We start from the raw sequence: 25,043 nt of genomic DNA on the forward strand, positions 1-25,043 counted from the left end.
ACGACAGTCAGTCGTAAAGGCGCTTCAGCAGCGCAATCACCGAATCACGCTGTGCGATGCCACCGAGCTGCGCCAGCACCCACTCCTCATGACCCTGCCAGATCGGCATCAGCTCGTTGAGATAGGCCTCGCCGGCCGGTGTCATATAGAGCGACTGTACCCGACGATCGGTTTCGGACTTGCGCCGCTCGACGAAACCCTTGTTTTCCAGGCCATCGACAATCGCGACGAAATTCGCCCGCTGGATACCGAGCGCTTCGGCCACTTCGCTCTGTTTGGAGCCCTGATTGCGCTTCAGAAGCAGCAGGACGGCAAAATCCGTCGGTCGCAGGCCCTTGGATGAAAAAGCTTCGTTGAAATGCTGGAACACTGCAAGCTGCGCCCGTCTCAGGCTGTAACCGACAGCATCCTCCATCATCGAAAAATCAAGCCCGTTCTCGTTGGGCACCAGATCATCAGTCATCATTTCCGGCATTTTGACGCCATTGTATAAAAATCCCCCTGCCCCTCAGATAGGCCCGTTGATCGCGCCTTTTTTCAGAAGTCGCGCGATCTTAACGGTTTAGACCCAAGCCACAAGTCTCCGCCAAGCCGCTCAAACCCGTTTTGCCGGCTTTTGACCTATTTTAGGTCATCTCCGCGCGCAAAACCGCAGGCATTGTGACGTGACCTGCACAACTGATCACAAAATGCCCATCCTCTCCCGTCGCGATGATGAACGAGAAGACGGCAAGTCCTGCTTTTTACGATTGAAGCCAGCCAGCGACTGCGCTATGACCGCAGCACAGCACAAGGCGATTCACCGAACGAATGCCTTGGAAGCACCCGTAGCTCAGCTGGATAGAGTGTTGGATTCCGATTCCAAAGGTCACAGGTTCGAATCCTGTCGGGTGCGCCATTTCACATATGTCCATACCAAAGACTTAGGCGCGAATAGACGGCAGCCTCATATGTTGGCACCTGCGTTCTTTATCGATATCTTCCATCGATAAAATCGCCGCCCGTGGTGTGGTGCAAATGTATCGACGATGTGGCTGGAGGTGATGTCCGCCCGTCAATCATTCAGGAAGAGTATTCATGCAGAGAATTCTCGAACCTGAGATCATGGCAGACCCCGAGCAGTCGCTCGCCTACGCAAATGCCGACTTCTCCATTTCCAATCAATCCTTTGTCGACCATGTCCTGTCGAACGGCGGACATCGCCTGCAGCATGTCGTCGATATCGGCTGCGGACCATGTGATGTAATGGTGAGGTTGGCGGATGCCTGTCCTGAAATCTGCATCACCGCGATCGACGGATCGGCAGCGATGGTCGAGCTTGCCCGCAGGGCCGTGTTGGCAGCCGACCACCAATCCCGGATAAGGCTCATGCAGGGATACGTTCCGGGTCTGGCTCTGCCCGAACACAGCTTCGATGCGGTCCTCTCGAAGGATCTTCTGCATCACCTGCCCGACCCGATGGTTTTGTGGACTGAAACGCAACGGTTGGGCCGCCAAGGTGCATCGGTGCATGTGATGGACCTGATCAGGCCGGATACGCAGCAGCATGCCCGCGACATCGTCGAGAAGGTGGCGCCGGACGCGCATGCAATCCTCTGTGAGGACTTCTACAATTCATTGTGTGCCGCATTCACGATCGACGAAATCAACGGGCAGCTCGAAAAAGCCGGCTTGCAGCTACAGGTTCGCCAAATCAGCGACCGTCACATGCTGATCTTCGGCACCTTGCCGTGACGCTGCACCGCTCGCATCGCCGCCGCAACGCTCGTACCGGGCAAGGATGACACGTGGAACCCAACTGATCCTGGTTGGGAATGCACTTCGGTTGCCAAGGTCAATGCGGCAGCCTTTGTAGACTGTGCTGCTGGCTCGTTCGGCCTGGACGCGTGCTGCTCCAGAACGATCCCGACAACCCGCCCCCCCGCGGCTTGGCCATCTCTACGCAGCAAAATGCCGCCCCTTCGGCTGAAGGGACGGCATTTGCTTGTGCTTTGTTGCGTGTGTGTGTGTGTGTGTGCCGTTTGGCAGTGGCAGTGTGTGTCGGCGCGGCTTTCGCCGCGCCGGTTGTGATCAGAGATCCTGGTAGGCGGAGATGATCGCTGCGACCTGTTCGTCGTTCAGGGCCTGGATCTGCGTGGAGGTGAAGGCCTGCAGCTGGTCGCTTGCCAGGCTGTCGATGTCGTCGGTCGACAGGCCGGCCAGCGCCTTGACGTTGATCGCTGCGATCTCGTCGGTGCTGAAGGTTGCGATCTCGTCGGTCGACAGGGCCGAGATGGCGGCCGAGCCGAGGGCGGCGATCTGGGTCGAGGTCAGGGCTGCGACCTGATCCGAACCGAGCGCTTCGATCTGGGCCGAGGACAGGGCGCCGACCGTCTTGGTTCCCAGCGAACCGATCTGGTCCGTGGTCAGGGCCGCGACCGTATCGGTGGTCAGCCCGGCGATCTGCGTCGTGCTCAGGGCACCGATCTGGCCGGAGGTCAGGACGGCAACCTGATCGGTCGAAAGCGCGCTGATCTGGCTGGAGCTCAGGGCCACGACCTGGGTCGTGGTCAGGGCCACCACCTGGTCGGTGTCGAGAGCGGCCACCTGATCGGTCGACAGGCCTGCCAGCGCCTTGACGTTGATCGCGGCGATCTCGTCAGTGGCAAACAGGGCGATGTCGTCCGTGCTGAGCGCGCCGATGGCAACCGAGCCGAGGGCCGCGACCTGGGTCGAGGTCAGGGCTGCGACCTGGTCGGTGCTGAGCGCATCGACCTGGGTCGAGGTCAGGGCGCCGGCTGTCTTCGAGGTCAGCGACACGACCTGGTCGGTGGTCAGGGCTGCGACCTGGTCGGTCGACAGGCCGGCAACCTGGGTGGTGCTGAGGGCTGCGATCTGGCCGGAGGTCAGGACGACGACCTGGTCGGTGGTCAGGGCGCCGATCTGGCCGGAGCTCAGTCCGAGGACCTGAGCCGTGGTCAGGGCTGCGACCTGATCGGTTTCGAGGATCGCCACCGCGTCGGTCGACAGACCGGACAGTGCCTTGACGTTGATCGCTGCGATCTCGGCGGTCGAGAAGGTGACGATGTCGTCGGTCGACAGGGCCGCCAGGTCTTCCGAGCCGAAGGCCGCGATCTGGGCCGAGGACAGGGCTTCGACCTGATCGGAGCTCATCGCCTCGAGCTGGGCCGAAGTCAGGGCGCCGACAGCCTTGGAGGTCAGCTGGGTCACCTGGTCGGTGGTCAGGGCCGCGACATTGTCGGTCGAGAGGCCGGCCACCTGGGTCGAGCTGAGCGCGCCGATCTGGGCCGAGGTCAGGACGACGACCTGGTCGGTGGTCAGGGCGCCGATCTGGCCGGAGCTCAGGGCCACGACCTGGGCCGTGGTCAGAGCCGCAACCTGGTCGGTTTCCATCGCCGCGACGGCGTCGGTGGACAGGCCCGCCAGCGCCTTGACGCTGATGGCGGCGACTTCATCGGCCTCGAAGAGGACGATGTCGTCGGAGCTCAGCACACCGATGGCAGCCGAACCGAGCGCGCCGATCTGCGACGAGGTCAGAGCCTGGATCTGGTCAGAGGTCAGGGCATCGACCTGGGTCGAGGTCAGGGCTGCTGCCGTCTTCGAGGTCAGGGCGACGACCTGGTCAGTCGACAGGGCAGCGACCTGGTCGGTCGACAGGACGGCAACCTGGGTGGAGCTGAGCGCTGCGATCTGGGCCGAGGTCAGGACGACGACCTGGTCGGTGGTCAGGGCCTGGATCTGGGTCGACTTCAGGGCTGCGACCTGGGCTGTCGTCATGGCGGCGACCTGGTCGGTCTCGAGCACGGCGACGGCGTCGGTGGACAGGGCCGCCAGCGCCTTGACGCTGATGGCGGCGACTTCATTGGCCTCGAAGAGGACGATGTCGTCGGAGCTCAGCACGCCGATGGCAGCCGAACCGAGGGCCGAGATCTGCGACGAGGTCAAAGCCGTGATCTGGTCCGATGTCAGGGCATCGACCTGGGTCGAGGTCAGGGCGGCTGCCGTCTTCGAGGTCAAGGCGACGACCTGGTCGGTGGTGAGGGCAGCGACCTGGTCGGTCGACAGGCCCGATACCTGGGTCGAGCTCAGCGCCGCGATCTGGCCCGAGCTCAGCACGACGACCTGGTCGGTGGTGAGCGCCGAGATCTGGCTGGACTTCAGCACGGCGACCTGGGCCGTGGTCAAGGCCGCAACCTGGTCGGTTTCGAGGATTGCGACGGCATCGGTGGTCAGACCCGACAGGGCCTTGACGCTGATGGCGGCGATCTCGTCGGTCGAGAAGGTGGCGATCTCGTCGGTCGACAGGGCGGCCAGGTCTTCAGAGCCGAGGGCTGCAATCTGGGCCGACGACAGGGCTTCGACCTGTTCGGAGCTGAGTGCCGCGATCTGGTCCGTCGACAGGGCTGCCACGGTCTTCGAGGTCAGCTGGCTGATCTGGTCGGTGGTCAGGACCGCGACATTGTCGGTCGAAAGGCCGGCGACCTGGGTGGAGCTCAGCGCTGCGATCTGCGCCGAGGTCAAAACCACGACCTGGTCCGTCGTCAGCGCACCGATCTGCGTCGACTTCAGAGCCGCAACCTGACCCGTCGTCAAGGCCGCAACCTGGTCCGTGTCGAGGGGCTGCAACGGTGTCCGTCGTCATCGCAGCCAGCGCCTTGACGCTGATGGCAGCGACTTCGGCAGCATCGAAGAGGACGATGTCGTCAGAGCTGAGGACGCTGATGGCAGCCGAGCCGAGTGCGCCGATCTGGGTGGAGGTCAGGGCCGTGATCTGGTCCGAAGTCAGGGCATCGACCTGGCTCGAAGTCAGGGCGGCTGCGGTCTTGGAGGTCAGGGCGACGACCTGGTCGGTGCTGAGAGCGGCAACCTGGTCGGTCGAAAGGCCGGCGACCTGGGTCGAGCTCAGGGCAGCGATCTGGCCAGATGACAGGACAACGACCTGGTCGGTGGTCAGGGCCGAGATCTGGCTGGACTTCAGCGCGGCAACCTGTGCGGTGGTCAGCGCGGCAACCTGATCGGTTTCCAGGATTGCAACGGCATCGGTCGACAGACCCGACAGCGCCTTGACGCTGATGGCGGCAATCTCGTCGGTCGAGAAGGTGGCAACGTCGTCGGTCGACAGGGCGGCCAGATCTTCAGAGCCGAAAGCTGCGATCTGGGCCGAAGACAGCGCTTCAACCTGTTCGGAGCTCATGGCTTCGAGCTGGGCCGATGTCAGGGCGCCAACAGCCTTGGATGTCAGCTGGGTAACCTGGTCGGTGGTCAGAACCGCGACATTGTCGGTCGAAAGGCCGGCAACCTGGGTCGAGCTCAGGGCGGCGATCTGCGTCGATGTCAGGACAACGGCCTGGTCGGTGGTCAGAGCACCGATCTGCGTGGTCTTCAGGGCAGCAACCTGGGCAGTCGTCAGAGCTGCGACCTGGTCGGTTTCGAGGATTGCAACGGCATCGGTCGAAAGACCTGCCAGTGCCTTGACACTGATCGCTGCGATTTCGTTGGTGGCAAACAGGGCGACGTCGTCAGTGCCAAGTGCACCGATGGCAGCCGAACCGAAAGCCGCGATCTGGGTGGAGCTCAGGGCTGCAACCTGATCGGTGCTGAGCGCTCCAACCTGCGTCGAGGTCAGGGCAGCGGCAGTCTTCGAAGTCAGGGCAACGACCTGGTCGGTGCTGAAAGCGGCAACCTGGTCAGTCGACAGGCCGGCAACCTGCGTGGTGCTGAAAGCGGCAATCTGGGACGAGGTCAGGACGACGACCTGGTCGGTGGTCAAAGCCTGGATCTGGGTGGACTTCAGGGCCGTAACCTGGGTGGTCTTCAGCGCGGCGACCTGGTCGGTGGAGAGGATGGCAACATTGTCGGTCGACAGGCCGGTGAGCGCCTTGACGCTGATGGCGGCGATTTCGGCAGTGCTGAACAGTTCGATGTCGTCGGTACCAAGGGCGCCGACGGCTGCGGAGCCGAGTGCGCCGATCTGAGTGGTGGTCAGGGCATTTGTCTGGTCAGTGCTGAGGGCTGCAACCTGAGCCGAGGTCAAGGCGCCTGCAGCCTTGGAGCTCAGCGCGGCGACCTGGTCCGTCGTCAGCGCGGCGACCTGGGTGGTGGAAAGGCCCGCGATCTGGCTCGTGCTCATCGCACCGATCTGACCAGAAGAAAGGATGGCGACCTGGTCGGTTGTCAGCGCGGTGATCTGAGCGGACTTGAGAGCTGCAATCTGGGTGGTCTTGAGGGCAGCAACCTGGTCAGTGGAAAGGATTGCAACATTTGCAGTCGAAAGACCGGCCATGCCCTTGACGCTGATGGCGGCAACTTCAGCCGTTGTGAACGATGCGATATCGTCGGTGGACAGAACGCCGATGGCTGCCGAGCCGAGGGCGCCGATCTGCGTGGACGTGAGAGCGGCAACCTGGTCAGACGTGAGGCCATCGACCTGAGCGGTGCTCAGGGCGGCGATCTGCGTCGTTACAAGGCCGGTGATCGTGGAAGACTCGAGAACGGCGATCTGGTCAAGGCTCAGGCCGACGATGGCAGAGGCCGAGACGGCGCCAAGCTGAGCCGTGCTGAACACGGCGATGTCGTCGGTTTCCAGCGCATTGATCTGGGAAGACGAAAGCGCCTTGACCTGTGCTGTGGACAGCGCGGCCACATCGTCAGTGCTCAGCGATGCGATTGTCGCGGTGGAAAGAGATCTGATCTGGCTGGTTGTCAGTGAAGAAACGATCGAAGTCATGGACGCGCCCCTGTGGTGTTGACCGATTGCCCTCAAGGTAGACGCCAGGATTGGCCTCGACCTGCGGTATCCTTTCGGACGGAAATATGTGGAGGTGGGACATGGCTCTCGAGAGCCAGTGCGTTGGAAGGGCATCATGCATCCAGAGCGTAAAGCCGCTCTGATTTTTCCCACGCCTGCGGGCGTAATTGGTCTTGCCGCAGTAAGACTATTCCTTCGAAATCTGTTTCGAACGGACCCGTGAGTCGCATTCTTAGACAAAATTCTTGGCAAAGGTCTACCGGTCAGACGCTAATTTTGTGTTAACGCGCTGTAGTACCGGCGTTCAGAACGCCCCCGACACCAACTGCTACACACGCCAGGGAAAGTACATCCAGAAAAAGTACAACCGTGTTCCAAGGCAGGTTAAATACACCCCACAACGTCTTCTGACATGGTTTTGAAAATGGCAGAGTTTCACCAGTCTTGATGAAGCTTTCAGCGTATTAACCGGAAGCTGACCAGCAAATCGCCGCTCACTTTGCGCGCAAGCATCAAAAACGTCCGGATAGCTGCAATGTTGTTTTCTGCGGAACTGCAAGGAATAGACGCCCTGCTGCCGAAAATCACCCGTCCGCTGCCAACCAATTCACCAAAACAGATCGGGCCTGCATGGAGTTACTACACGATCCCGCCATTCCGGTCACTCCAGCAAGATCGCCAAAACCCGCGCAAAGCCACAAGCCCAAAGCAAGCTAACACGGATAAAGCATTCCGGCGCTTTAGCGTGTGGTTTCAATTCAAGCCGTTAGGCCTTCAGTTCTTGGGATATACATGGTCATGGACAACGCATTAGCCTCAGACCGGATCTTGCAACTCGCCGTTTTCGTGGAGCGGGCACGGAATCAGAAACTTCCCCTGAACGAGCTGTTTCAGATAGCCGAGAATTTGAACGCCGCCGGACAGAGCGCGCAGACCGCGGACCTCTACAAGGCATGGATTGCCTACAATGACAGCAATCCCCTTTTGCACCTTGCATACTTCAACTACTCCGTCACGCTGAGGCAACTGGGCGACATACCCGGCTCGATCAATGCCCTGAGCGCGTGCCTGAAACTTGAGCCGCGCTTCGGCCATGCCAATATCAATCTCGGCCGCGCCTATGAGGATGCGGGCCTCAATGCCCAGGCGATCCAGCAATGGCGCTCGTTTGTCGAGGCAACGGCGGAGCTGACGCCCGAAAGAATGAGCCATCGGCTGATGACCCTCCAGCATATCGGCCGCGTCATGGAAGGTGCGGGTCTGCAAGAGGAAGCCGAAACGGCCCTGTGGCAGGCAATCGAAATGCGTCCTGACAAGCCGGAAGCCGGTCAGCATTGGCTGTCCTTGCGCCAGCACCAGTGCAAGTGGCCGATCGTCGTCCCCTCTGAACACGTAACAAAGCGGCAGCTGCTGGATGCGATGTCGCCGCTGCCGCTGGGCTGCTACGCCGACGACCCGCTGTTCCAGCTCGCCAAGGCCTATCGCTACCTCAAGACCCTGGTCGGCCGTCCCGACCTGACCGGATTCACACCGAAGCAGGTGAAGCAGAAAACCGGCAGCGGCCAGCGCCTGCGCATCGGCTATGTCTCGTCCGACCTGCGCGACCATGCCGTTGGCTTTGCGCTCAGCGAAGTTCTGGAATTGCACGACAAGAGCAACGTCGAGATTTTCGCCTACTATTGTGGCGAGGCGCGCACCAATGACGGCACCCAGGAACGCATGAAGAAAGTCGTCGACACCTGGCGCGACATCTCGACCATCGACGACGCGCAGGCGGCCCGCCTGATCGCTTCCGACGAGATCGATATCCTGCTCGACGTCAACGGCTTTACCAAGCATGCCCGCACGCGGATCTTCGCCTACCGTCCGGCACCGGTCATTGCCGCCTTCTGCGGCTATCCAGGCTCGATGGCCAGCCCCTTCCACCAGTATCTGATTGCGGATGACTACATCGTCCCGCCGGAAAACGAACTCTACTACACCGAAAAAGTCCTGCGCATTCCATGCAACCAGCCGGTCGACCGCAAGCGCCAGATCGCAGCGAGGCCGACCCGCGCCGAAGCTGGCCTGCCGGAAGACGCCTTCGTCTTTGCCTGCTTCAACGGCATGCAGAAGATCACCGCAAACAGCTTTGCCCGCTGGATGAAGATCCTCTCAGCCACGCCGGGAAGCGTGCTCTGGCTCTTGACCGGATCCGACGCCGTCAACCAGCGGCTTCGCCAGTCTGCAATCGCATGCGGGGTCTCTGCCGATCGCATCATTTTTGCGCCGAAGGCACCCAATGCCCAGCACCTCGCGCGCATCGGTGTGGCAGACCTGTTCCTCGACACCTTCCCCTATGGCGCCCATTCGACGGCATCGGACGCGATCACCATGGGCCTGCCGGTCCTGACACTGCCCGGCAAGAGCTTTGCCTCGCGCTTCTGCGCCAGCATCGTCTCGGCGGCCGGCATTCCGGAACTGATCTGCTCGACGCCCGACGACTATGTCAGCAAGGCCGTTGCCTATGCCCGCGACCCTGCAAGCCTTGCAGCCGTCCGTGCGTCCTTGCAGAGCCAGCGCGAAACCAGCGCCCTGCGCGATATGCCGGCCATGGTGCGGCGTCTCGAGGAGCTTTGCTGGCAGATGCAAGGCGAATGCGAGCGTGGCGAGACGCCGACCCCGGACATGCGCAATCTCGATGTCTACTACGAGGTGGGTGCGGAGATCGTGGCCGAACACATCGAATTCGAGGATGACAAGGCATATCGCCAGCGCTACCTCGACAAACTCACCCAATGGAACAGCTATGAACCGCTGCGCCCTGATGCCCGCCTATGGCCGGAAGCCAAGGCCTGACGAAGCGGCCTTGAGACAAAGGCGGAACTGGAACGGCACTGAGCCGCTTGAGTTCCGCCCGCGCCTGCCTCAGGTTGCGGCCCGACGGCATGGATGCGGGGCCCCTAATCACAATCGGTAGAGCGTCACAAAACTTGCAACGCCACACCTGACCACCATCCGCGCAGCGCAAACACAGCGGCTGGCGAAGAGACGAAACAGGACAGTTTGGAATGCCCGCAAACGGAAAAATTGCTATCGTCGGCGCTGGACTCTCAGGAGCCGTGATCGGGCGCGAACTCGCGCTTGCCGGTTATCAGGTCGAGATCTTCGACGCTCGCAACCATATCGCCGGAAACTGCCATACCGAGCGCGATGCCGATACCGGCGTCATGGTCCATCTCTACGGCCCGCATATCTTCCACACGGATGACGCCGAAGTCTGGGACTACGTCAACGGCTTCGAGACCTTCCTGCCCTACAAGAACCGAGTGAAGACGACGAGCCAGGATCGGGTCTACTCCCTCCCCGTCAACCTGCACACCATCAACCAGTTCTTCGGCAAGACCTTCCGTCCTGACGAAGCCCGCGCCTTTATCGAGGAGCAGGCCGACAAGACCATCGAGGATCCGCAGACTTTCGAGGAGCAGGCCCTGCGCTTTGTCGGCAAGGATCTGTATGAGGCCTTCTTCAAGGGCTACACGGAAAAACAATGGGGCTGCTCGCCGACCGACCTGCCCGCCTCGATCCTGAAGCGCCTGCCGGTTCGCTTCAACTACGATGACAACTATTTCTTTCACAAATTCCAGGGCATGCCGGAAAACGGCTACACCGACATGATCGCCGCCATTCTCGATCACGACAACATATCGGTGAAGCTCGAGACGCGGTTCGATCGCGCTGACGCCGCTGGCTATGCACACGTCTTCTATTCCGGCCCGCTCGACGGCTATTTCAACTTCGAACACGGCCGCCTCGGCTATCGCACGCTCGATTTCGAGCGCTTCACCTATCAGGGTGACTACCAGGGCTGCGCCGTGATGAACTACGGCGACGCCTCCGTACCCTATACGAGGATCACCGAGCACAAGCATTTTTCACCTTGGGAAGAGCACGCAGGCTCGGTCTGCTACCGCGAATTCGCCCGTGTCTGCGGTCCCGACGACATCCCCTACTATCCCATCCGGCTGGTCAAGGAGAAGGAGCAGCTGGCCGAATATGTCGCGCGTGCCGAGCAGGAGGCGGGCGTGACATTTGTCGGACGCCTGGGCACTTACCGCTATCTCGACATGGATGTGACCATTCGCGAAGCGCTCGACACCGCGAGGCTCTACCTCTCCGCGACGGAAAAAAATGTCGCCATGCCGGCATTTCTGCATCCACCGGTCTGAGCGCTACGTCGGCGCCCGATGAGTGAAACAACACTTAGCGAATTCCTCCGCGAAGCCAGTTCCAAAGGTTGGTTATGACTGAAAAGACAATTCTCGTGGTCGGCGGTGCCGGCTACATCGGCTCCCACACTTGCCTCGCCCTGGCAAACAAGGGCTATGTGCCCCTAGTCTACGACAATTTTTCCGGCGGTCACGAGGAATTTGTCAAATGGGGACCGGCCGAACAGGGCGATATCCGCGACCGCGCCCGTCTGCGCGAGGTTCTGGCCAAGCACAAACCGGTTGCTGCCCTGCATTTTGCCGGCCTGATCGAGGTCGGCCAGTCCTTCCAGGAGCCGGAAGCGTTTTACGACGTCAATGTCGTCGGCTCGCTAACGCTGCTGCAGGCCCTGATGGAGGCGGATATTCGCGCCTTCGTCTTTTCCTCGACATGCGCCACCTATGGCAAGCCCGAGCGCCTGCCGCTCGACGAGACGCATCCGCAAAATCCGATCAACCCCTATGGCCGGACCAAGCATATCGTCGAACAGGCCCTGCGCGACTTCGACCTGTGTGATCGCATGCGTTCCGTCATGCTGCGCTATTTCAACGCCGCCGGTGCCGATTTCGAATGCCGTATCGGCGAATGGCACACGCCGGAAACCCATGCCATTCCGCTGGCTATCGAAGTGGCGCTTGGCCGCCGGCCGCATTTCTCGATCTTCGGCGATGACTACGACACGCGCGATGGCACCTGCATCCGCGACTACATCCACGTCAACGACCTTGCCGATGCCCATGTCCGCGCGGTCGAATATCTGCTGAATGGCGGCGAGACGGTCGACATCAATCTCGGCACCGGCAACGGTACCACCGTCAAGGAATTGATCAGCGCCATCGAATCCGTCTCCGGCCGACCGATGCCGGTCGTCAAGACCGAGCGCCGCGCCGGCGATCCGCCAATGCTGGTGGCCAGCAATGGCAAGGCGGAAAACGTTCTCGGCTGGCAGCCCAAGCACGACATCAACGACATCATCCGGTCCGCCTGGAACTGGCATTCGCGCTTCAACGGCTAGGCGGATCACGCCGCTTTGCCGCCTGCACGCCGCAACAGGCTGATGCTGCCAGGATATTGTTCTTTCACGCTGCTCCTCTAAATGTGGCAGAGACCGAAGAGGAGCGCTTCACCGATGCATGTCTTGCCGGATTCCGCAGGGATGGCCCATGATGCGTAGGGTGATCGCCCATGCACGAGCGCGCATCGCCCAGATCGAAGCCGTGGTTCTGCTCGTCTTCTGTCTCGCCACCGGTGCCGCCTTCGTCTTTTCAAGACTGATGAGTGAAATGCTTGAGGGCGAGACGCGCTTTGTCGATGAATCGATCCTGCGATCCTTGCGCGATGCGACAGACACCAGCCTGCCGCTAGGCCCCTACTGGCTGAGCAAAATCTTCTCCGATATCACCGTGTTGGGAGGAACCACCGTTCTGGCTCTGGTCACGGTGGCAACGACCGTCTTCCTGTGCATCCGCCGCGAATGGGCCAGTGCGCTTTTTCTTGGCGCCTCCGTCCTGGGTGGCTGGGCGATCAGCAGCGCACTCAAGCTCGGTGTTGCCAGACCCCGACCAGATGTCGTCGCGCATCTGGTGGAGGTGCATGATTTCAGCTTTCCAAGCGGGCATGCAATGCTGTCGGCGGCGACCTATCTCACCTTGGCCGCGATGCTGACACGGGTCGAAAAGAGCCGCCACGTCCGCATCTACTTCATTGCCCTCGCCGTTTTCCTGATCGTCATCATCGGCATCAGCCGTGTCTATCTCGGCGTGCACTACCCGACCGACGTCCTGGCAGGCTGGTGCGCCGGATCCGCATGGGCCGGCTTCGTCTGGCTCTTCGCCAGACGCTATCTCAGACCGCGGCGTGATACGGGACAAACGGCCAGTCAGTAAAGCCGATCAGCTTTTCAGGCCCGGCGCTTCGTGGCCGGTGCGGGCAACATATTCCGTGTAGCCACCGCCATATTGGAAAGCACCTTCCGGCGTCAGTTCCAGCACCCGGTTCGACAGTTCGGCCAGGAAGTGGCGATCGTGGCTGACGAACAGCATTGTGCCTTCGAATTGCGAAAGCGCCTTGATCAGCATTTCCTTGGTGTCGAGGTCAAGGTGGTTGGTCGGCTCGTCAAGGACGAGCAAATTCGGTGGGTCGAACAGCATGATCGCCATGACCAGACGTGCCTTTTCGCCACCAGACAGAACTCGGCAACGCTTGTCGATATCGTCACCGGAAAAGCCGAAGCAGCCGGCCAGCGCCCGAAGCGGCGCCTGCCCTGCCCGCGGGAACGTGCTTTCGAGCGTTTCGAAAATGGTCATTTCGCCATCGAGAATGTCCATGGCATGCTGGGCAAAATAACCCATCTTGACGCTGGCGCCGATCGATACCGTGCCGGTATCCGGCGTGCTGTCGCCGGCGACCAGCTTCAGGAGCGTCGACTTGCCGGCGCCGTTGATACCCATGATGCACCAGCGTTCCTTGCGCCGGACCATGAAATCGAAGCTGTCATAGATGATCTTGTCGCCATACTTCTTCGACACGTTCTTGACATTGATCACGTCTTCGCCGGAGCGCGGTGCGGGCAGGAACTCGAAAGCCACGACCTGGCGGCGCTTCGGCGGCTCGACGCGGTCGATCTTCTCCAGCTTCTTCACCCGGCTCTGCACTTGGGAGGCATGGCTGGCGCGCGCCTTGAAACGCTCGATGAACTTGATTTCCTTGGCCAGCATCGCCTGCTGGCGCTCGAACTGCGCCTGCTGCTGCTTTTCGTTCTGGGCGCGCTGGCCCTCGTAGAATTCGTAGTCGCCGGAGTAGCTGTTGAGCTGGCCGGCATCGATCTCGATGATCTTGGTGACGATGCGGTTCATGAACTCGCGGTCGTGCGAGGTCATCAGAAGCGCGCCTTCATAGCCCTTCAGAAACTGTTCCAGCCAGATCAGGCTTTCGAGATCCAGATGGTTGGACGGTTCGTCGAGCAGCATCACGTCGGGACGCATCAGCAGAATGCGGGCAAGCGCCACGCGCATCTTCCAGCCGCCCGACAGAGCGCCGACATCGCCGTCCATCATGCTTTCGCTGAAGCTCAGGCCCGCCAGCACTTCGCGGGCACGGCCCTCCAGCGCATAGCCGTCGAGCTCCTCGTAGCGCGCCTGCACTTCGCCATAACGCTCGATGATCTGGTCCATCTCGTCCATGCGGTCGGGGTCGACCATGGCGGCTTCCAGTTCGCGCAACTCCGCCGCGACATCACTGACGGGTCCGGCGCCGTTCATCACTTCGGCAACAGCGCTAAGACCCGACATCTCGCCGACATCCTGGTTGAAATAGCCGATGGTGACACCCTTATCGACTGCGACCTGGCCTTCATCGGGCGCTTCCTGACCCGTGATCATGCGAAACAGCGAGGTCTTTCCGGAACCGTTCGGGCCGACCAGACCGATCTTCTCCCCACGGTTCAAGGCGGCGGATGTCTCGATGAAGAGGATCCGGTGGCTAAGCTGCTTGCTGATGTTTTCAATACGAATCATGATCTGAGGCCCGAAAAGTTGCGGCGCCCTTATGTCATGGTCAGCCGGTCCTGTCGCAGTATTTTGCACTGCACACTCGACAAACGCGACGCTTTCCACCGTCATGGTTATCATGCAAGACCGCCACAGACGGTCCTGGTCGCCGACAACATATTGACGCAGCATGCGCTTCGGCGTTGCTCACCCGTCGTGCAAACGGCTATGGAATGCTGGACCAGTGACAGGAAAATACCGTGAGCGAAGAAACCATAACCCTCTATGAGGCAATAGGCGGCGACGAGACCGTCAAGGCGCTCTGCCGACGTTTCTACGACCTGATGGATACCTTGCCCGAAGCAGCACGCTGCCGCGCGGTGCATCCGCCGGATCTCTCAGGTAGCGAGGAGAAGTTCTACGACTATCTGACCGGCTATCTCGGCGGCCCGCCGATCTACATGGAAAAGCGCGGCCATCCGATGCTGCGCCGCCGTCACTTCGTTGCGGAAATCGGCCCTGTCGAGCGGGATGAATGGTTGCTCTGCTTCCGGCGCGCCATGGACGAGACGATCGCCAATGAAAAGCTGCGCGACATCATCTGGGAGCCCGTCGTGCGCCTTGCCCATCATATGCAGAACAAGGAATAGCCATGTCGTATCACTCGATGGCAGCACGATTGCTGCCGGTGGCAGCCGGCCTTTTCGGGGCAGCCGGCGTCGCACTGGCGGCGGCCGCAAGCCATGCCGGCGGCGAAGCCCTTCTGCGTCCCGCCTCGACCATATGCCTTGCCCATGCGCCAGCGCTTCTGGCGCTCGCCGTCGCCGGTCGCTCCCTGCGGCTGGGCAGCCTCTCGGGAGTGTTGATGACCATCGGAACGCTGCTGTTTGCCGGAGATCTGGTATCGCGCCAGCTTGCAGGCTCAGGGCTATTTCCGATGGCAGCGCCGACCGGCGGGCTGACGTTGATCGGCGCATGGCTGCTTGTGGCTGTCGGAGCGGCCCTGCCTCGCAGGGCGCCCTCCCCGCACTGACCGAAACGTCAGCGCGGGGAAGTCCTGTCAGCAGGTTGTGCGGATCAATGGCAGGCTTCGGCCACCGGTGCGGCGGCGCCGGCCAATACCATCGCATCAGCAAACATCAGCAGGTTTCCATGCGGATCGCGGACATGGAATCTGACATCATGCTGTTGATCTGAGGGCAGAACGGCCTCGACACCGCGGTCCCTCAAAACGGTGTAGATTTCGCAAATGGCGTTCGAGCGGAAGAACACCGAGCTGTTCTGGCACTGGAACGGATCATCGCTCAGCCAGAAATGCAATTCCATCGGACCTTTGCGGATAACAAGGTAGTCGTCACAGTCGGCACCCACCTCTTCAAAGCCGAGATGGGTGACATAAAAATCGCGTGTTTCTGAAAAATTCAAGGAAGGTAAGATCGGGACAACATCGAAACTTTTCGTTATCGCTTGATCCGTGCGGCTCATATGGGGTTTTCCCTCTAGGCCCGCGTCGTCACCATCGACGAAAGCCTACGTCCCCTGACGCAAGGCGTTTCGCTGCCACTTGGGCGCGGGAAATTCGATAACAAGGGCGGTTGCCCCCGGTGACTTTGCGTACATGGGACCTGTCTTGCGATTATGCAAGCCCGGCAAAGTGATGATTTCGCAATTCGTCACTTCAATTTTTTGCGAGCGTTGCGCAAGTGCTGCAGCAAGCTCGGGAAGCAGGCCATCGCCGCGCTGCCGGGCCATGCGGTGAAAGGCGTTGATGCTGCCCTCGTTGATCACGTCATCGCTCATGCTTCGGCATTCCTTTCACTCATCGTCTGTAGCGCCCGCTCAAGGCTGGATTTCGAGCCATTGCGCAGCGGAATGAAGGTCTTGCCGAACTTCTTGCAACCGCTTTTGACGCGTAGGCACGCGTCATGGCTGATACAGTCGATCGGGCAGAAAACGCAGTCGACAGAGGGCAGCACGGTATCGATCCGCGAAACCGCCTCACGCAATCCGCCGTCGTGATGGATCAATTCAGCCCCGAAATTTGTGGCGATCTGCCGCAGATGGGCAACCTGGCAATCCCGCCCGCCGACATAGAGAAAGCTCTTCACTTCGGGCTGCACGCGCACCTTCGGCTTGTTCATCACTTCGGTGGCCGGCTTCTTGCCCGCATGCTTCTTCTTCTTCGTCATGTCGTCGCGTCTCCGCTCGTCAGATCCGAGTCGGCAAGACGCCGTCCTCATCCAGGAGCATAGCCATACAAAACATGACAAAAGGAGTAAAGTATAAAGTTGAAGAGAATATTCATGTTTTCACAAGGCACCATGTCGGCGCAAATCATCAATTACATCAAACGGGAGTTCCACTTGATGTAGATCAAATGCCCATATTTTCCGGGCTATTTCAGCGAATTTTTCGATTTTTTACCGTTTGATAAAACTTTGATCCTGAGTTACGCTTCCCTGCATCGCTTCGAATATAAAAGAGGGAACTGCGATGCGAAGACTGGAACCGGGCCTGAAGGCCGGGCGGCTTGACGCTGCCGATTATCAGAGAAATTTTGCCGATCTGCATCCGCAGCTCAGCGACCATGAAGCCCTTGTTGCATCGGACAGATGTTACTTCTGTCATGACGCGCCGTGCATGACGGCCTGTCCCACCGCCATCGATATTCCGATGTTCATCCGGCAGATATCGACTGGCAATCCCATGGGCTCGGCCAAGACCATCTTCGATCAGAACATCCTCGGCGGCATGTGCGCCCGCGTCTGTCCGACCGAACAGCTCTGCGAAGAGTCCTGCGTACGCAACACGGCCGAGGAACGACCCGTCGAGATCGGCCGACTGCAGCGTTACGCAACCGATATCGCCATCGACCAGGGCCGCCAGTTCTACACGCCCGCCCCTTCCACCGGCAGAACGGTTGCCGTTGTCGGCGCCGGTCCGGCAGGCCTGTCCGCCGCACACCGGCTCGCCCTGCACGGCCATCTGGTGACGATTTATGAGGCGCGTGAAAAGGCTGGCGGCCTGAACGAATATGGCATCGCGGCCTACAAGACGCCGAATGATTTCGCCCAGCGGGAGGTCGACTACATCCTCTCGCTCGGCAATATCGACGTGCTCGATGGCCAGATGCTTGGCCGCGACTTCACACTGGCCGAGCTTGTGAACAAGCACGATGCGGTTTTCATTGGCGCCGGTCTCGGCAATGTCAACATACTCAACATCCCGGGCGCCCAGATCAACGGCGTCATGGACGCCGTCGAGTTCATCTCACACCTGCGTCAGGCCGACAGCAAGGCTGACGTGCCGGTCGGTCGCGACGTTGTTGTCATCGGCGGCGGCATGACCGCCATCGATGCAGCCGTGCAGGCCAAGCTGCTTGGTGCTGAAAACGTGACGATCTGCTATCGTCGCGGCAAGGAGCACATGAACGCCTCGACATTCGAGCAGGACCTGGCGGCCTCCAAGGGCGTCCATATCCGCCATTGGCTGCAGCCGAAGGAGGTCGCTCATCACCATGGCCACGTCTCCGCCATAACCTTCGAATATACTCACATCGAAGATGGCATCATGAAAGGGACGGGTCACAAGACCGAGATCAAGGCCGATCAGATACTGGTCGCGATCGGCCAGAAGCTCGACGGCTTCGGCCTTGACGAGCTGAAGGTCGAAGGCGGCAAGATCGCAATCGACGCGGAAGGCCGCACCTCGATCGCGGGCATCTGGGCCGGCGGCGACTGCGCCACCGGGGGCCAGGATCTGACGGTGTCTGCCGTCGCCATGGGCCGCGATGCGGCCGAGAGCATCAACCGTACTCTCGCCATGCAGATGGCGGGAACCAGTGCTGTCGCTTGATCCCGTTTTTGAGAGGACAAAACCATGGCTGATCTTCGCAACAATTTCGTCGGCATCAAATCGCCCAACCCGTTCTGGCTCGCCTCCGCGCCCCCCACCGACAAGGCCTACAACGTCGAACGCGCCTTCCGTGCCGGCTGGGGCGGCGTCGTGTGGAAGACGCTGGGCTCCGAGGGGCCTCCCGTCGTCAACGTCAACGGGCCGCGCTACGGCGCCATCTGGGGGGCGGATCGCCGCCTCCTCGGCCTCAACAATATCGAACTGATCACCGACCGCCCGCTTCAGATCAATCTTCAGGAAATGAAGCAGGTCAAGATGAAATGGCCGGATCGTGCGCTGGTCGCCTCGATCATGGTGCCTTGCGTCGAGGAGGAGTGGAAGGCCATCCTGCCGCTGGTCGAAGAGACCGGCGCCGATGGCATCGAGCTCAATTTCGGCTGTCCGCACGGCATGTCCGAACGCGGCATGGGGGCCGCCGTCGGCCAGGTGCCGGAATATATCGAAATGGTCGTGCGCTGGTGCAAGCAATATAGCCGCATGCCGGTCATCACCAAGCTCACCCCTAACATCGCCGATATCCGCAAGCCGGCCCGCGCCGCCAAGGCCGGCGGCACCGATGCCGTCTCGCTGATCAACACGATCAACTCCATCGTCTCGGTCGATCTCGACAATTTTGCCCCCAACCCGACGGTCGGTGGCAAGGGAACCCATGGCGGCTATTGCGGCCCGGCCGTCAAGCCGATCGCGCTGAACATGGTGGCCGAGATCGCCCGCGATCCGGAAACCTACGGACTGCCGATCTCCGGCATCGGCGGCATCACCACCTGGCGGGATGCCGCCGAATTCATGGTGCTGGGCGCCGGCAATGTGCAGGTCTGCACCGCCGCCATGACCTATGGCTTCAAGATCGTCGAGGAAATGATCACCGGCCTCAACAACTGGATGGATGCCAAGGGCCATCGCAATCTCGACGACATCACCGGCCGCGCCGTGCCGAATGTGACCGACTGGCAGTATCTCAACCTCAACTACATCGCAAAAGCCCATATCGACCAGGATGCCTGCATCAAATGCGGCCGCTGTCACATCGCCTGTGAGGACACCTCGCACCAGGCGATCACCCAGTTCGTCGACGGGGTTCGCAAGTTTGAGGTGATGGAAGACGAATGCGTCGGCTGCAATCTCTGCGTCAACGTCTGTCCGGTGGAAAACTGCATCACCATGGTCGGGCTGGACGCAGGCGCCCTCGACCAGCGCACCGGCAAGCCGGTCGACCCGAACTATGCCAACTGGACGACCCATCCGAACAATCCGATGTCGGTCCAGGCTGCGGAATAGAGCCACTTCGATACGTGGCAGAGTGTCGACATAGCACTCTGCCACGCATCTTTAACGCGTATCGAAGACCAGGCTCCACCTGTGATATTTCGATCGATCGATTCAGCAAATTTCAAGGGTTTCGTGAAAATCTGCTCATTTAGCGGAGGCTTCTTCACAGGCTGAAGTCGCTTCTCTGCGTCACAATGGGGCAGTGAAAAATGGCGGAAAAGGTCCGGGAGAAGAATTGGGGAGCGCTCGACGCTGCTCTTCAGTACTATGTCCCCGCCATTGTTGTTATCGCTGCCGTTGCGATCGCCATGGTCTACGCCGACATTCAGAAAAGGCATCTGCATCAGGAAAATCTGCGCAATCAGGTGGCCGAGGAACTCGGCCTGATCCGGGCACGGCTGGAAGGCGGAATCAATTCGAATATACAATTGGTTCAAGGCCTTATAGCCGTGATTGAAACGGAACCGAACATCGACCAGAAGCGCTTTTCCAACCTCGCGGCACGTCTATTCGACACCCCGCACCAGTTGCGCCATATTGCCTTGGCACCGGATTTCGTCGTGCGCTTTGCCTATCCGCTGCACGGCAACGAGAAAGCCATTGGCTTCGACTACCGAACAAGCGAAACCCAACGAGAGGTTGCCCTTCAGGTGCGCGACACCGGGCGTATGGCGGTGACCGGCCCCATTGACCTTGTCCAGGGCGGGCGTGGCCTGATAGTCCGCTACCCGGTCGTCGTCCAGAACGGCAAAGCCGCGCGCAGCTTCTGGGGACTGATGGCCGCAGTCATCGACATGGACAAACTGTACGACTACGGCGGCCTGAATTCGGAAAACCTCGGCATCGAAGTCTCGATCGTCAGCACCCGAGGCGGCGCCAGCAAGATGCCGTTTTTCGGCAGCCCTTCGGTGTTCCAGGATTCCCCGGTCGTCATGCCGATCAGCTTTGGCAATGAAAGCTGGCAGGTCGCGGCACGCCCCAAGGCGGGATGGAATCAGCCGGCCCCGGACGAAGGCATGTTCCGGTTCCTCATGATGATTGTCGGCGCGATGATTGTCGCACCCGTCGTCTGGGTTGCCCGCCTGCTGCGAGAGCGCCAGGCCAATATTGCAGTGCTGCGCCAGCGTGAAAGCGAACTGAACGCGATCTCCCACCGGCTCGACCTGGCCCTGACAGCCTCCGGCATCGGCATCTGGAATGTCGATCTGGACACCGGCGAACTTACCTGGGATCACCGTGTACGCCAACTCTATGGTCTCGGCGACGATCTGGACAGCTCGCTAGAGACCTGGCACACGCTGCTTCACCCGGATGACGTCGATGTGTCCGAGCGCAACTTCAAGAAAGCCGTGATCCGCAACAGTGACTACGTCGCTGAATTCCGGATCATCCGTCCGGACGGAGAAATCCGCCATATCCGCACCTTCGGCACGCACTACCGTGATGGTGAAAATCGCCGGAAAATGGTCGGCGTCAACTGGGACGTCACCGCCGACATCCGTCTGCAGCAGGATCTTCGAGAGGCGCAGCGTCAGACCGAACAGCACAACGAAGCGCTGGAGAGCGCCCGCAGGCACATGGAGCACAATTCGCTGCATGACGCCCTGACCGGACTGCCCAACCGGCGCTATCTCGACCAGCATATTGCCGCGATCGACAAGCTTGACCACAGCGACAACCGTCTCACCGTCCTGCACATGGACCTTGATCGCTTCAAGGACATCAACGATACGCTTGGCCACGGCGCCGGCGACGCCATGCTGCGCCATGTCGCCGAAAGCCTTCGGCTCAATGTGCGCGACGGCGATTTTGTCGCGCGTATCGGTGGAGACGAATTCGTCATCGTCTGCTTCAGCCAGCTCGGCGAGGAGCAGTATCTGGACATGGGGCGCCGCCTGATCAGCGCGATCAACACACCGATTACCTATGAGGGCCATGAATGCCGGGTTGGCGCCTCGATCGGCGTGGCCACAAAGACCGACAGGAACTCGGTCGTCGTGCAATTGCTGGTCAATGCGGATATCGCCCTCTACGAAGCCAAGCGCCGGGGCCGCAATCGCGTCGAGCGTTTCAGCGATCAACTGCGCGCTCAGACCGTCAATACGAAGAAAACCGCCGATGCCATACTGCGCTCGCTAGCGGCGGAAGAGTTCATTCCCTATTTCCAGCCGCAGTTCGATGCCCATACATTGGAGATCAACGGTGTTGAGGCCCTGGCGCGCTGGCAGCATCCGCAACGCGGCATCCTGGCACCGCATGCATTTCTGGATATTGCCGAGAGCCTCAACGTCGTCTCGCAGATCGACGCGACCATCCTCGACCAGGCGCTGTTCCAACTGACACGCTGGCGCGCCAACGACCTTGGTGTCGAACGGGTCTCCGTCAATATTTCGGCACAGCGCCTGTTCGAAGACACATTGCTCGAGCGGCTCGACACACTCACGCTCGAGCCCGGCAGCCTTTCCTTCGAACTGCTGGAATCGATCTCATTCGATGACAAGGGTGACGCGATCGCCCAGAGTATCGAACGCATCCGCGCCTATGGCATCGACATCGAGATCGATGATTTCGGCACCGGCTATGCTTCGATCCTCAGCCTGGTCAAGCTGTCGCCAAGCCGATTGAAGATCGACCGGCAGCTGACTGCTCCCATCGTTACCAATGTGGCCCAGCGCCGACTGATCAGCTCGATCGTCGATATTGGCCGGTCCCTGGGAATAGGCATCGTGGCGGAAGGCGTGGAGACCATGGAGCATGCCGCGATCTTGCGTGATCTCGGCTGCCACACGCTGCAGGGCTACGCCCTCGCACGACCGATGAGCGGCGACGCCTTCATCGATTTTGCCCGCAGGCACGCGCAAGAGCGCAATGGCCTGTTGCTCAGCCGCGCCTGATCAGCCACCGAGCAGGTTGAGGCTCTGACCGGCGGCATAAGCTGCATAGGCTAGACCGCCGAAATAGACCAGCGTCAGCAGCGTCAGCAGATAGCCACCGGCAACCACCAGACCGTCACGCTGGGAAATACCGGCTGACAGCAGCAGGATCGCGACACCCGGCAGGGTGTTGGAAAATGGAATGAAGCTCAACGGCATCATCAGGAGCGCACCGGCGCCGGTCAGCGTCAGGCCATTCAGACGGTTCATCACCGTGCCGGTCGTCAACGGCGAGACGCGCGGCCGGATGAAACGGTCCAGCCGTCGCAGGACGTTGACGCCACGCTCCAGCACCGGAACCAATTTGCGACTCTCCAGCCGGCGATCGACCAGCTTTTCCGGCAGCCACGGCAGGCGGTTGAAGGTGATGGCGATACCGATCAGCACGATCCCCGCTCCGAACACCGTCGAGACCCCCGGAATGGAAACAGGAAACAGGAACGGCAGCGACAGCAGGCCACACAGCAGCAGCAGGCCGCTCTCGCCCATTTCCGCAAGGATCTCCCGCAGCGTCACGTGCTCGCCGCGAATGGAATTGATCACGCCTTGCAGAACGTCGCTGGTTTTGCGGGTGGTGTCGCTGAAGCCGATCGTCGTTGTCATGGCATCCACTTTCGATTAACTGGCAGGGTGTGTCGGGATGAAGCGGAACGCATCGCTCCAACTAGCGCTTCAATTGGCGCTCCGTCGCAAATGAATGAGAATACCGGCCTGGTCAAGCCTTCGCCCACCGGAGGAAAACAGCCGGACAGGGGCGAAAACACTGTCGCCGCGCATGCCCGCAGGAATGGAAATGTCTGAAAACGCCGTAGAAAACGTCTCCCCGAACAAACATTCCATTCATGCCAGAGGTCGCGAAAAGCTACTTGCCCATGCCGGGATGATGCTGTTTGCGGCGTTGATTGCCGGGTCCTTCTCCTTCGGCGGCATCGCGGCTCAATCCATGGATGCCGGTCCGCTGACCCTCTGGCGCTACCTGCTCACCGTCATCGTCATGGGCTTCATGGCCTTCGGCATCTTCAAGGCACCATTCCGGTTTCCCACCGAGCCCTGGCGCTTCATCATCCTCGGTGGACTGATCGCGCTCTACATGTTGACGATGTTCACCGCGCTGGAGTTTACCAGCCCGGTCCAGACCGGTGCGGTCTTCACCCTGATGCCGCTACTGAGTGCCGGTTTCGCTCTTCTGTTGCTCCGCCAGCCGACAAGGCCCGGCGTCTTGGTCGCCCTCGTCATTGCAGCGCTGGGGGCGATCTGGGTCATTTTCCGCGCCGATATCAACGCGATCCTCGCCTTCGATGTCGGCCGCGGCGAACTGATCTATTTCGTCGGCGTTGTCGCGCATGCCGCCTATGTCCCGCTGATCCGCAGGTTCGGCCGCGGCGAACATCCGGTCGCCTTCGGCTTCTGGGTCACCGTCTTTACCGTCCCCTGGCTGCTGCCGACCGGCGCCTTGCCACTGCTTGAAACCGACTTTGCCGCACTGCCGTTCAACGTCTGGGCGACAGTTGCCTATCTCTCGGTGGTGACGACCGCGATTACCTTCATGCTGCTGCAATACGCCTCAACGCGACTTCCGGCGGCCAAAGTGCTCGGCTACGGCTACCTGACCCCGACCTCCGTCATCATTCTGGAAGGTCTGATCGGTCATGGATGGGCAAGCCCGGCTGTGTTCGCCGGTGCTCTTGTGACCGCTGGCGGTCTTTTGGTCATGGGACTGCTGAAGGACTGATCAGGCGTTCTTGTCGCCCAGGATGAGGCCACTGACGAACAACGTCTCGAGAAACCGGGCGGCGGCCTCGAAACGATCGACACCGTCGTGTCCGATACCCAGCACGGCCTTCACCTGAACATCGAAGTCGGCATAGTGTTGTGTGGTCGACCAGATCGAGAAGATCATGTGGTAGGGGTCACAGTCACGCACCTTTCCGGCCGCGATCCAGGCCCGGATCACGCCTGCCTTCTCGTCGACAAGCGATTTGAGCGGTCCTTCCAGGACACCTTCGATATGCGGCGCGCCCTGCAGGATCTCATTGGCAAACAGCCGGCTCTCACGCGGAAAGTCGCGCGCCATTTCCAGCTTGCGGCGGATATAGGAGCGGATCTCCTCCTCCGGATCTCCCTCGGCATCGAACGCCTGCAGGGGTTCCAGCCAGTTTTCCAGCACCCGATCGATCAACGCCCGATGCATCGTGTCTTTGGTGCGAAAATAGTAGAGCAGGTTCGGCTTCGACATACCCGCCACCTCGGCGATCTGATCGATCGTCGAACCATGAAACCCACGCTGCGAAAAGACTTCAAGCGCCGCCTCGAGGATAAGCTCCTCTTTCTCTTCCTGAATGCGCGTCCGCCTTTGCGTCTGCGCCGCTCTCGGTATCGCCATCTTTTAGGTGTTCCCGCCTAACATCTTGAAGTAACTCCACAATATTGGAGCACAATTTC

General features: G+C 60.5%; 19 protein-coding genes, 1 tRNA gene and 2 pseudogenes. 12 read left to right on the top strand and 10 right to left on the bottom strand.

Annotated elements, in window-relative coordinates:
* Nucleotides 1–7 precede the first annotated feature (7 nt).
* Nucleotides 8–466 (bottom strand): MarR family winged helix-turn-helix transcriptional regulator, encoded by a 459-nt coding sequence (locus IM739_RS16405; RefSeq protein WP_237368760.1) that lies wholly within the window; start codon nucleotides 464–466, stop codon nucleotides 8–10.
* Between the two features lie 355 nt (nucleotides 467–821).
* Here IM739_RS16405 and IM739_RS16410 point away from each other — a divergent pair.
* A tRNA-Arg gene (locus IM739_RS16410) sits at nucleotides 822–898 on the top strand.
* A 179-nt stretch (nucleotides 899–1,077) separates the two neighbouring features.
* A complete protein-coding gene (locus IM739_RS16415) occupies nucleotides 1,078–1,734 on the top strand; it encodes a class I SAM-dependent methyltransferase (RefSeq protein ID WP_237368761.1) in 657 nt (218 codons plus the stop codon).
* 336 nt (nucleotides 1,735–2,070) lie between these two features.
* Here the strand turns inward: IM739_RS16415 and IM739_RS16420 are convergent, their stop codons facing one another.
* The 3 genes and pseudogenes from IM739_RS16420 to IM739_RS16430 all read right to left on the bottom strand — a co-directional run.
* Complete coding sequence (locus IM739_RS16420; protein ID WP_442981144.1) at nucleotides 2,071–4,527, bottom strand: beta strand repeat-containing protein; 2,457 nt, start codon at nucleotides 4,525–4,527, stop codon at nucleotides 2,071–2,073.
* A 15-nt stretch (nucleotides 4,528–4,542) separates the two neighbouring features.
* A pseudogene (locus IM739_RS24150) lies at nucleotides 4,543–4,626 on the bottom strand (hypothetical protein); the annotation flags it as partial.
* Between the two features lie 247 nt (nucleotides 4,627–4,873).
* Nucleotides 4,874–6,865 (bottom strand): annotated as a pseudogene (locus IM739_RS16430) (beta strand repeat-containing protein); the annotation flags it as partial.
* A 675-nt stretch (nucleotides 6,866–7,540) separates the two neighbouring features.
* Between IM739_RS16430 and IM739_RS16435 the strand changes: the two are divergent.
* From IM739_RS16435 to IM739_RS16450, 4 genes are all read left to right on the top strand, one after another.
* A complete protein-coding gene (locus IM739_RS16435) occupies nucleotides 7,541–9,586 on the top strand; it encodes an O-linked N-acetylglucosamine transferase, SPINDLY family protein (protein WP_237368762.1) in 2,046 nt (681 codons plus the stop codon).
* A 212-nt stretch (nucleotides 9,587–9,798) separates the two neighbouring features.
* Nucleotides 9,799–10,956, top strand: a complete 1,158-nt coding sequence (locus IM739_RS16440; RefSeq protein ID WP_237368763.1) for a UDP-galactopyranose/dTDP-fucopyranose mutase family protein — start codon at nucleotides 9,799–9,801, stop codon at nucleotides 10,954–10,956.
* Nucleotides 10,957–11,030: 74 nt separating this feature from the next.
* A complete protein-coding gene (gene galE / locus IM739_RS16445) occupies nucleotides 11,031–12,011 on the top strand; it encodes a UDP-glucose 4-epimerase GalE (protein ID WP_237368764.1) in 981 nt (326 codons plus the stop codon).
* Between the two features lie 148 nt (nucleotides 12,012–12,159).
* Complete coding sequence (locus IM739_RS16450; protein WP_237368765.1) at nucleotides 12,160–12,882, top strand: phosphatase PAP2 family protein; 723 nt, start codon at nucleotides 12,160–12,162, stop codon at nucleotides 12,880–12,882.
* A 6-nt stretch (nucleotides 12,883–12,888) separates the two neighbouring features.
* On the opposite strand, the gene IM739_RS16455 is transcribed toward IM739_RS16450, so the two are convergent.
* Nucleotides 12,889–14,511, bottom strand: a complete 1,623-nt coding sequence (locus IM739_RS16455; protein WP_237368766.1) for an ABC-F family ATP-binding cassette domain-containing protein — start codon at nucleotides 14,509–14,511, stop codon at nucleotides 12,889–12,891.
* 233 nt (nucleotides 14,512–14,744) lie between these two features.
* Between IM739_RS16455 and IM739_RS16460 the strand changes: the two genes are divergently transcribed.
* The gene (locus IM739_RS16460) at nucleotides 14,745–15,134 is read left to right on the top strand and encodes a globin domain-containing protein (protein ID WP_237368767.1); all 390 of its coding nucleotides are present in this window, start codon (nucleotides 14,745–14,747) and stop codon (nucleotides 15,132–15,134) included.
* A 2-nt stretch (nucleotides 15,135–15,136) separates the two neighbouring features.
* The gene (locus tag IM739_RS16465; protein ID WP_237368768.1) at nucleotides 15,137–15,517 is read left to right on the top strand and encodes a DUF423 domain-containing protein; all 381 of its coding nucleotides are present in this window, start codon (nucleotides 15,137–15,139) and stop codon (nucleotides 15,515–15,517) included.
* A gap of 44 nt (nucleotides 15,518–15,561) precedes the next feature.
* On the opposite strand, the gene IM739_RS16470 is transcribed toward IM739_RS16465, so the two are convergent.
* From IM739_RS16470 to IM739_RS16480, 3 genes are read right to left on the bottom strand one after another with little or no spacing between them, the layout of a single operon-like run.
* Entirely contained in the window at nucleotides 15,562–15,969 is a 408-nt protein-coding gene (locus IM739_RS16470) for a glyoxalase (RefSeq protein WP_237368769.1), read from the bottom strand.
* Between the two features lie 45 nt (nucleotides 15,970–16,014).
* On the bottom strand, nucleotides 16,015–16,284 hold the full coding sequence (locus IM739_RS16475) for a hypothetical protein (protein ID WP_237368770.1): 270 nt from the start codon (nucleotides 16,282–16,284) through the stop codon (nucleotides 16,015–16,017).
* Nucleotides 16,281–16,625 carry a DUF2325 domain-containing protein gene (locus IM739_RS16480; RefSeq protein WP_237371098.1) on the bottom strand — a complete coding sequence of 115 codons (345 nt, stop codon included), beginning with the start codon at nucleotides 16,623–16,625 and terminating at the stop codon, nucleotides 16,281–16,283. Before IM739_RS16480 ends, IM739_RS16475 begins: the two co-directional genes overlap by 4 nt.
* Nucleotides 16,626–16,977: 352 nt before the next feature.
* Between IM739_RS16480 and IM739_RS16485 the strand changes: the two genes are divergently transcribed.
* From IM739_RS16485 to IM739_RS16495, 3 genes are all read left to right on the top strand, one after another.
* Nucleotides 16,978–18,339 (top strand): NAD(P)-dependent oxidoreductase, encoded by a 1,362-nt coding sequence (locus IM739_RS16485; RefSeq protein WP_237368771.1) that lies wholly within the window; start codon nucleotides 16,978–16,980, stop codon nucleotides 18,337–18,339.
* Between the two features lie 24 nt (nucleotides 18,340–18,363).
* A complete protein-coding gene (gene preA / locus IM739_RS16490; RefSeq protein WP_237368772.1) occupies nucleotides 18,364–19,677 on the top strand; it encodes an NAD-dependent dihydropyrimidine dehydrogenase subunit PreA in 1,314 nt (437 codons plus the stop codon).
* Nucleotides 19,678–19,877: 200 nt separating this feature from the next.
* On the top strand, nucleotides 19,878–22,562 hold the full coding sequence (locus IM739_RS16495) for a bifunctional diguanylate cyclase/phosphodiesterase (protein ID WP_237368773.1): 2,685 nt from the start codon (nucleotides 19,878–19,880) through the stop codon (nucleotides 22,560–22,562).
* On the opposite strand, the gene IM739_RS16500 is transcribed toward IM739_RS16495, so the two are convergent.
* The gene (locus IM739_RS16500; protein ID WP_237368774.1) at nucleotides 22,563–23,204 is read right to left on the bottom strand and encodes an exopolysaccharide biosynthesis protein; all 642 of its coding nucleotides are present in this window, start codon (nucleotides 23,202–23,204) and stop codon (nucleotides 22,563–22,565) included.
* Nucleotides 23,205–23,394: 190 nt separating this feature from the next.
* On the opposite strand from IM739_RS16500, the gene IM739_RS16505 reads away from it, so the two are divergent.
* On the top strand, nucleotides 23,395–24,333 hold the full coding sequence (locus IM739_RS16505; RefSeq protein WP_237368775.1) for a DMT family transporter: 939 nt from the start codon (nucleotides 23,395–23,397) through the stop codon (nucleotides 24,331–24,333).
* Here IM739_RS16505 and IM739_RS16510 read toward each other — a convergent pair whose 3' ends face one another.
* A complete protein-coding gene (locus tag IM739_RS16510; protein ID WP_237368776.1) occupies nucleotides 24,334–24,984 on the bottom strand; it encodes a TetR family transcriptional regulator C-terminal domain-containing protein in 651 nt (216 codons plus the stop codon).
* Nucleotides 24,985–25,043: the final 59 nt, after the last annotated feature.

Source organism: Rhizobium sp. SL42 (assembly GCF_021729845.1).
Taxonomy (GTDB): Bacteria; Pseudomonadota; Alphaproteobacteria; order Rhizobiales; family Rhizobiaceae; genus Allorhizobium.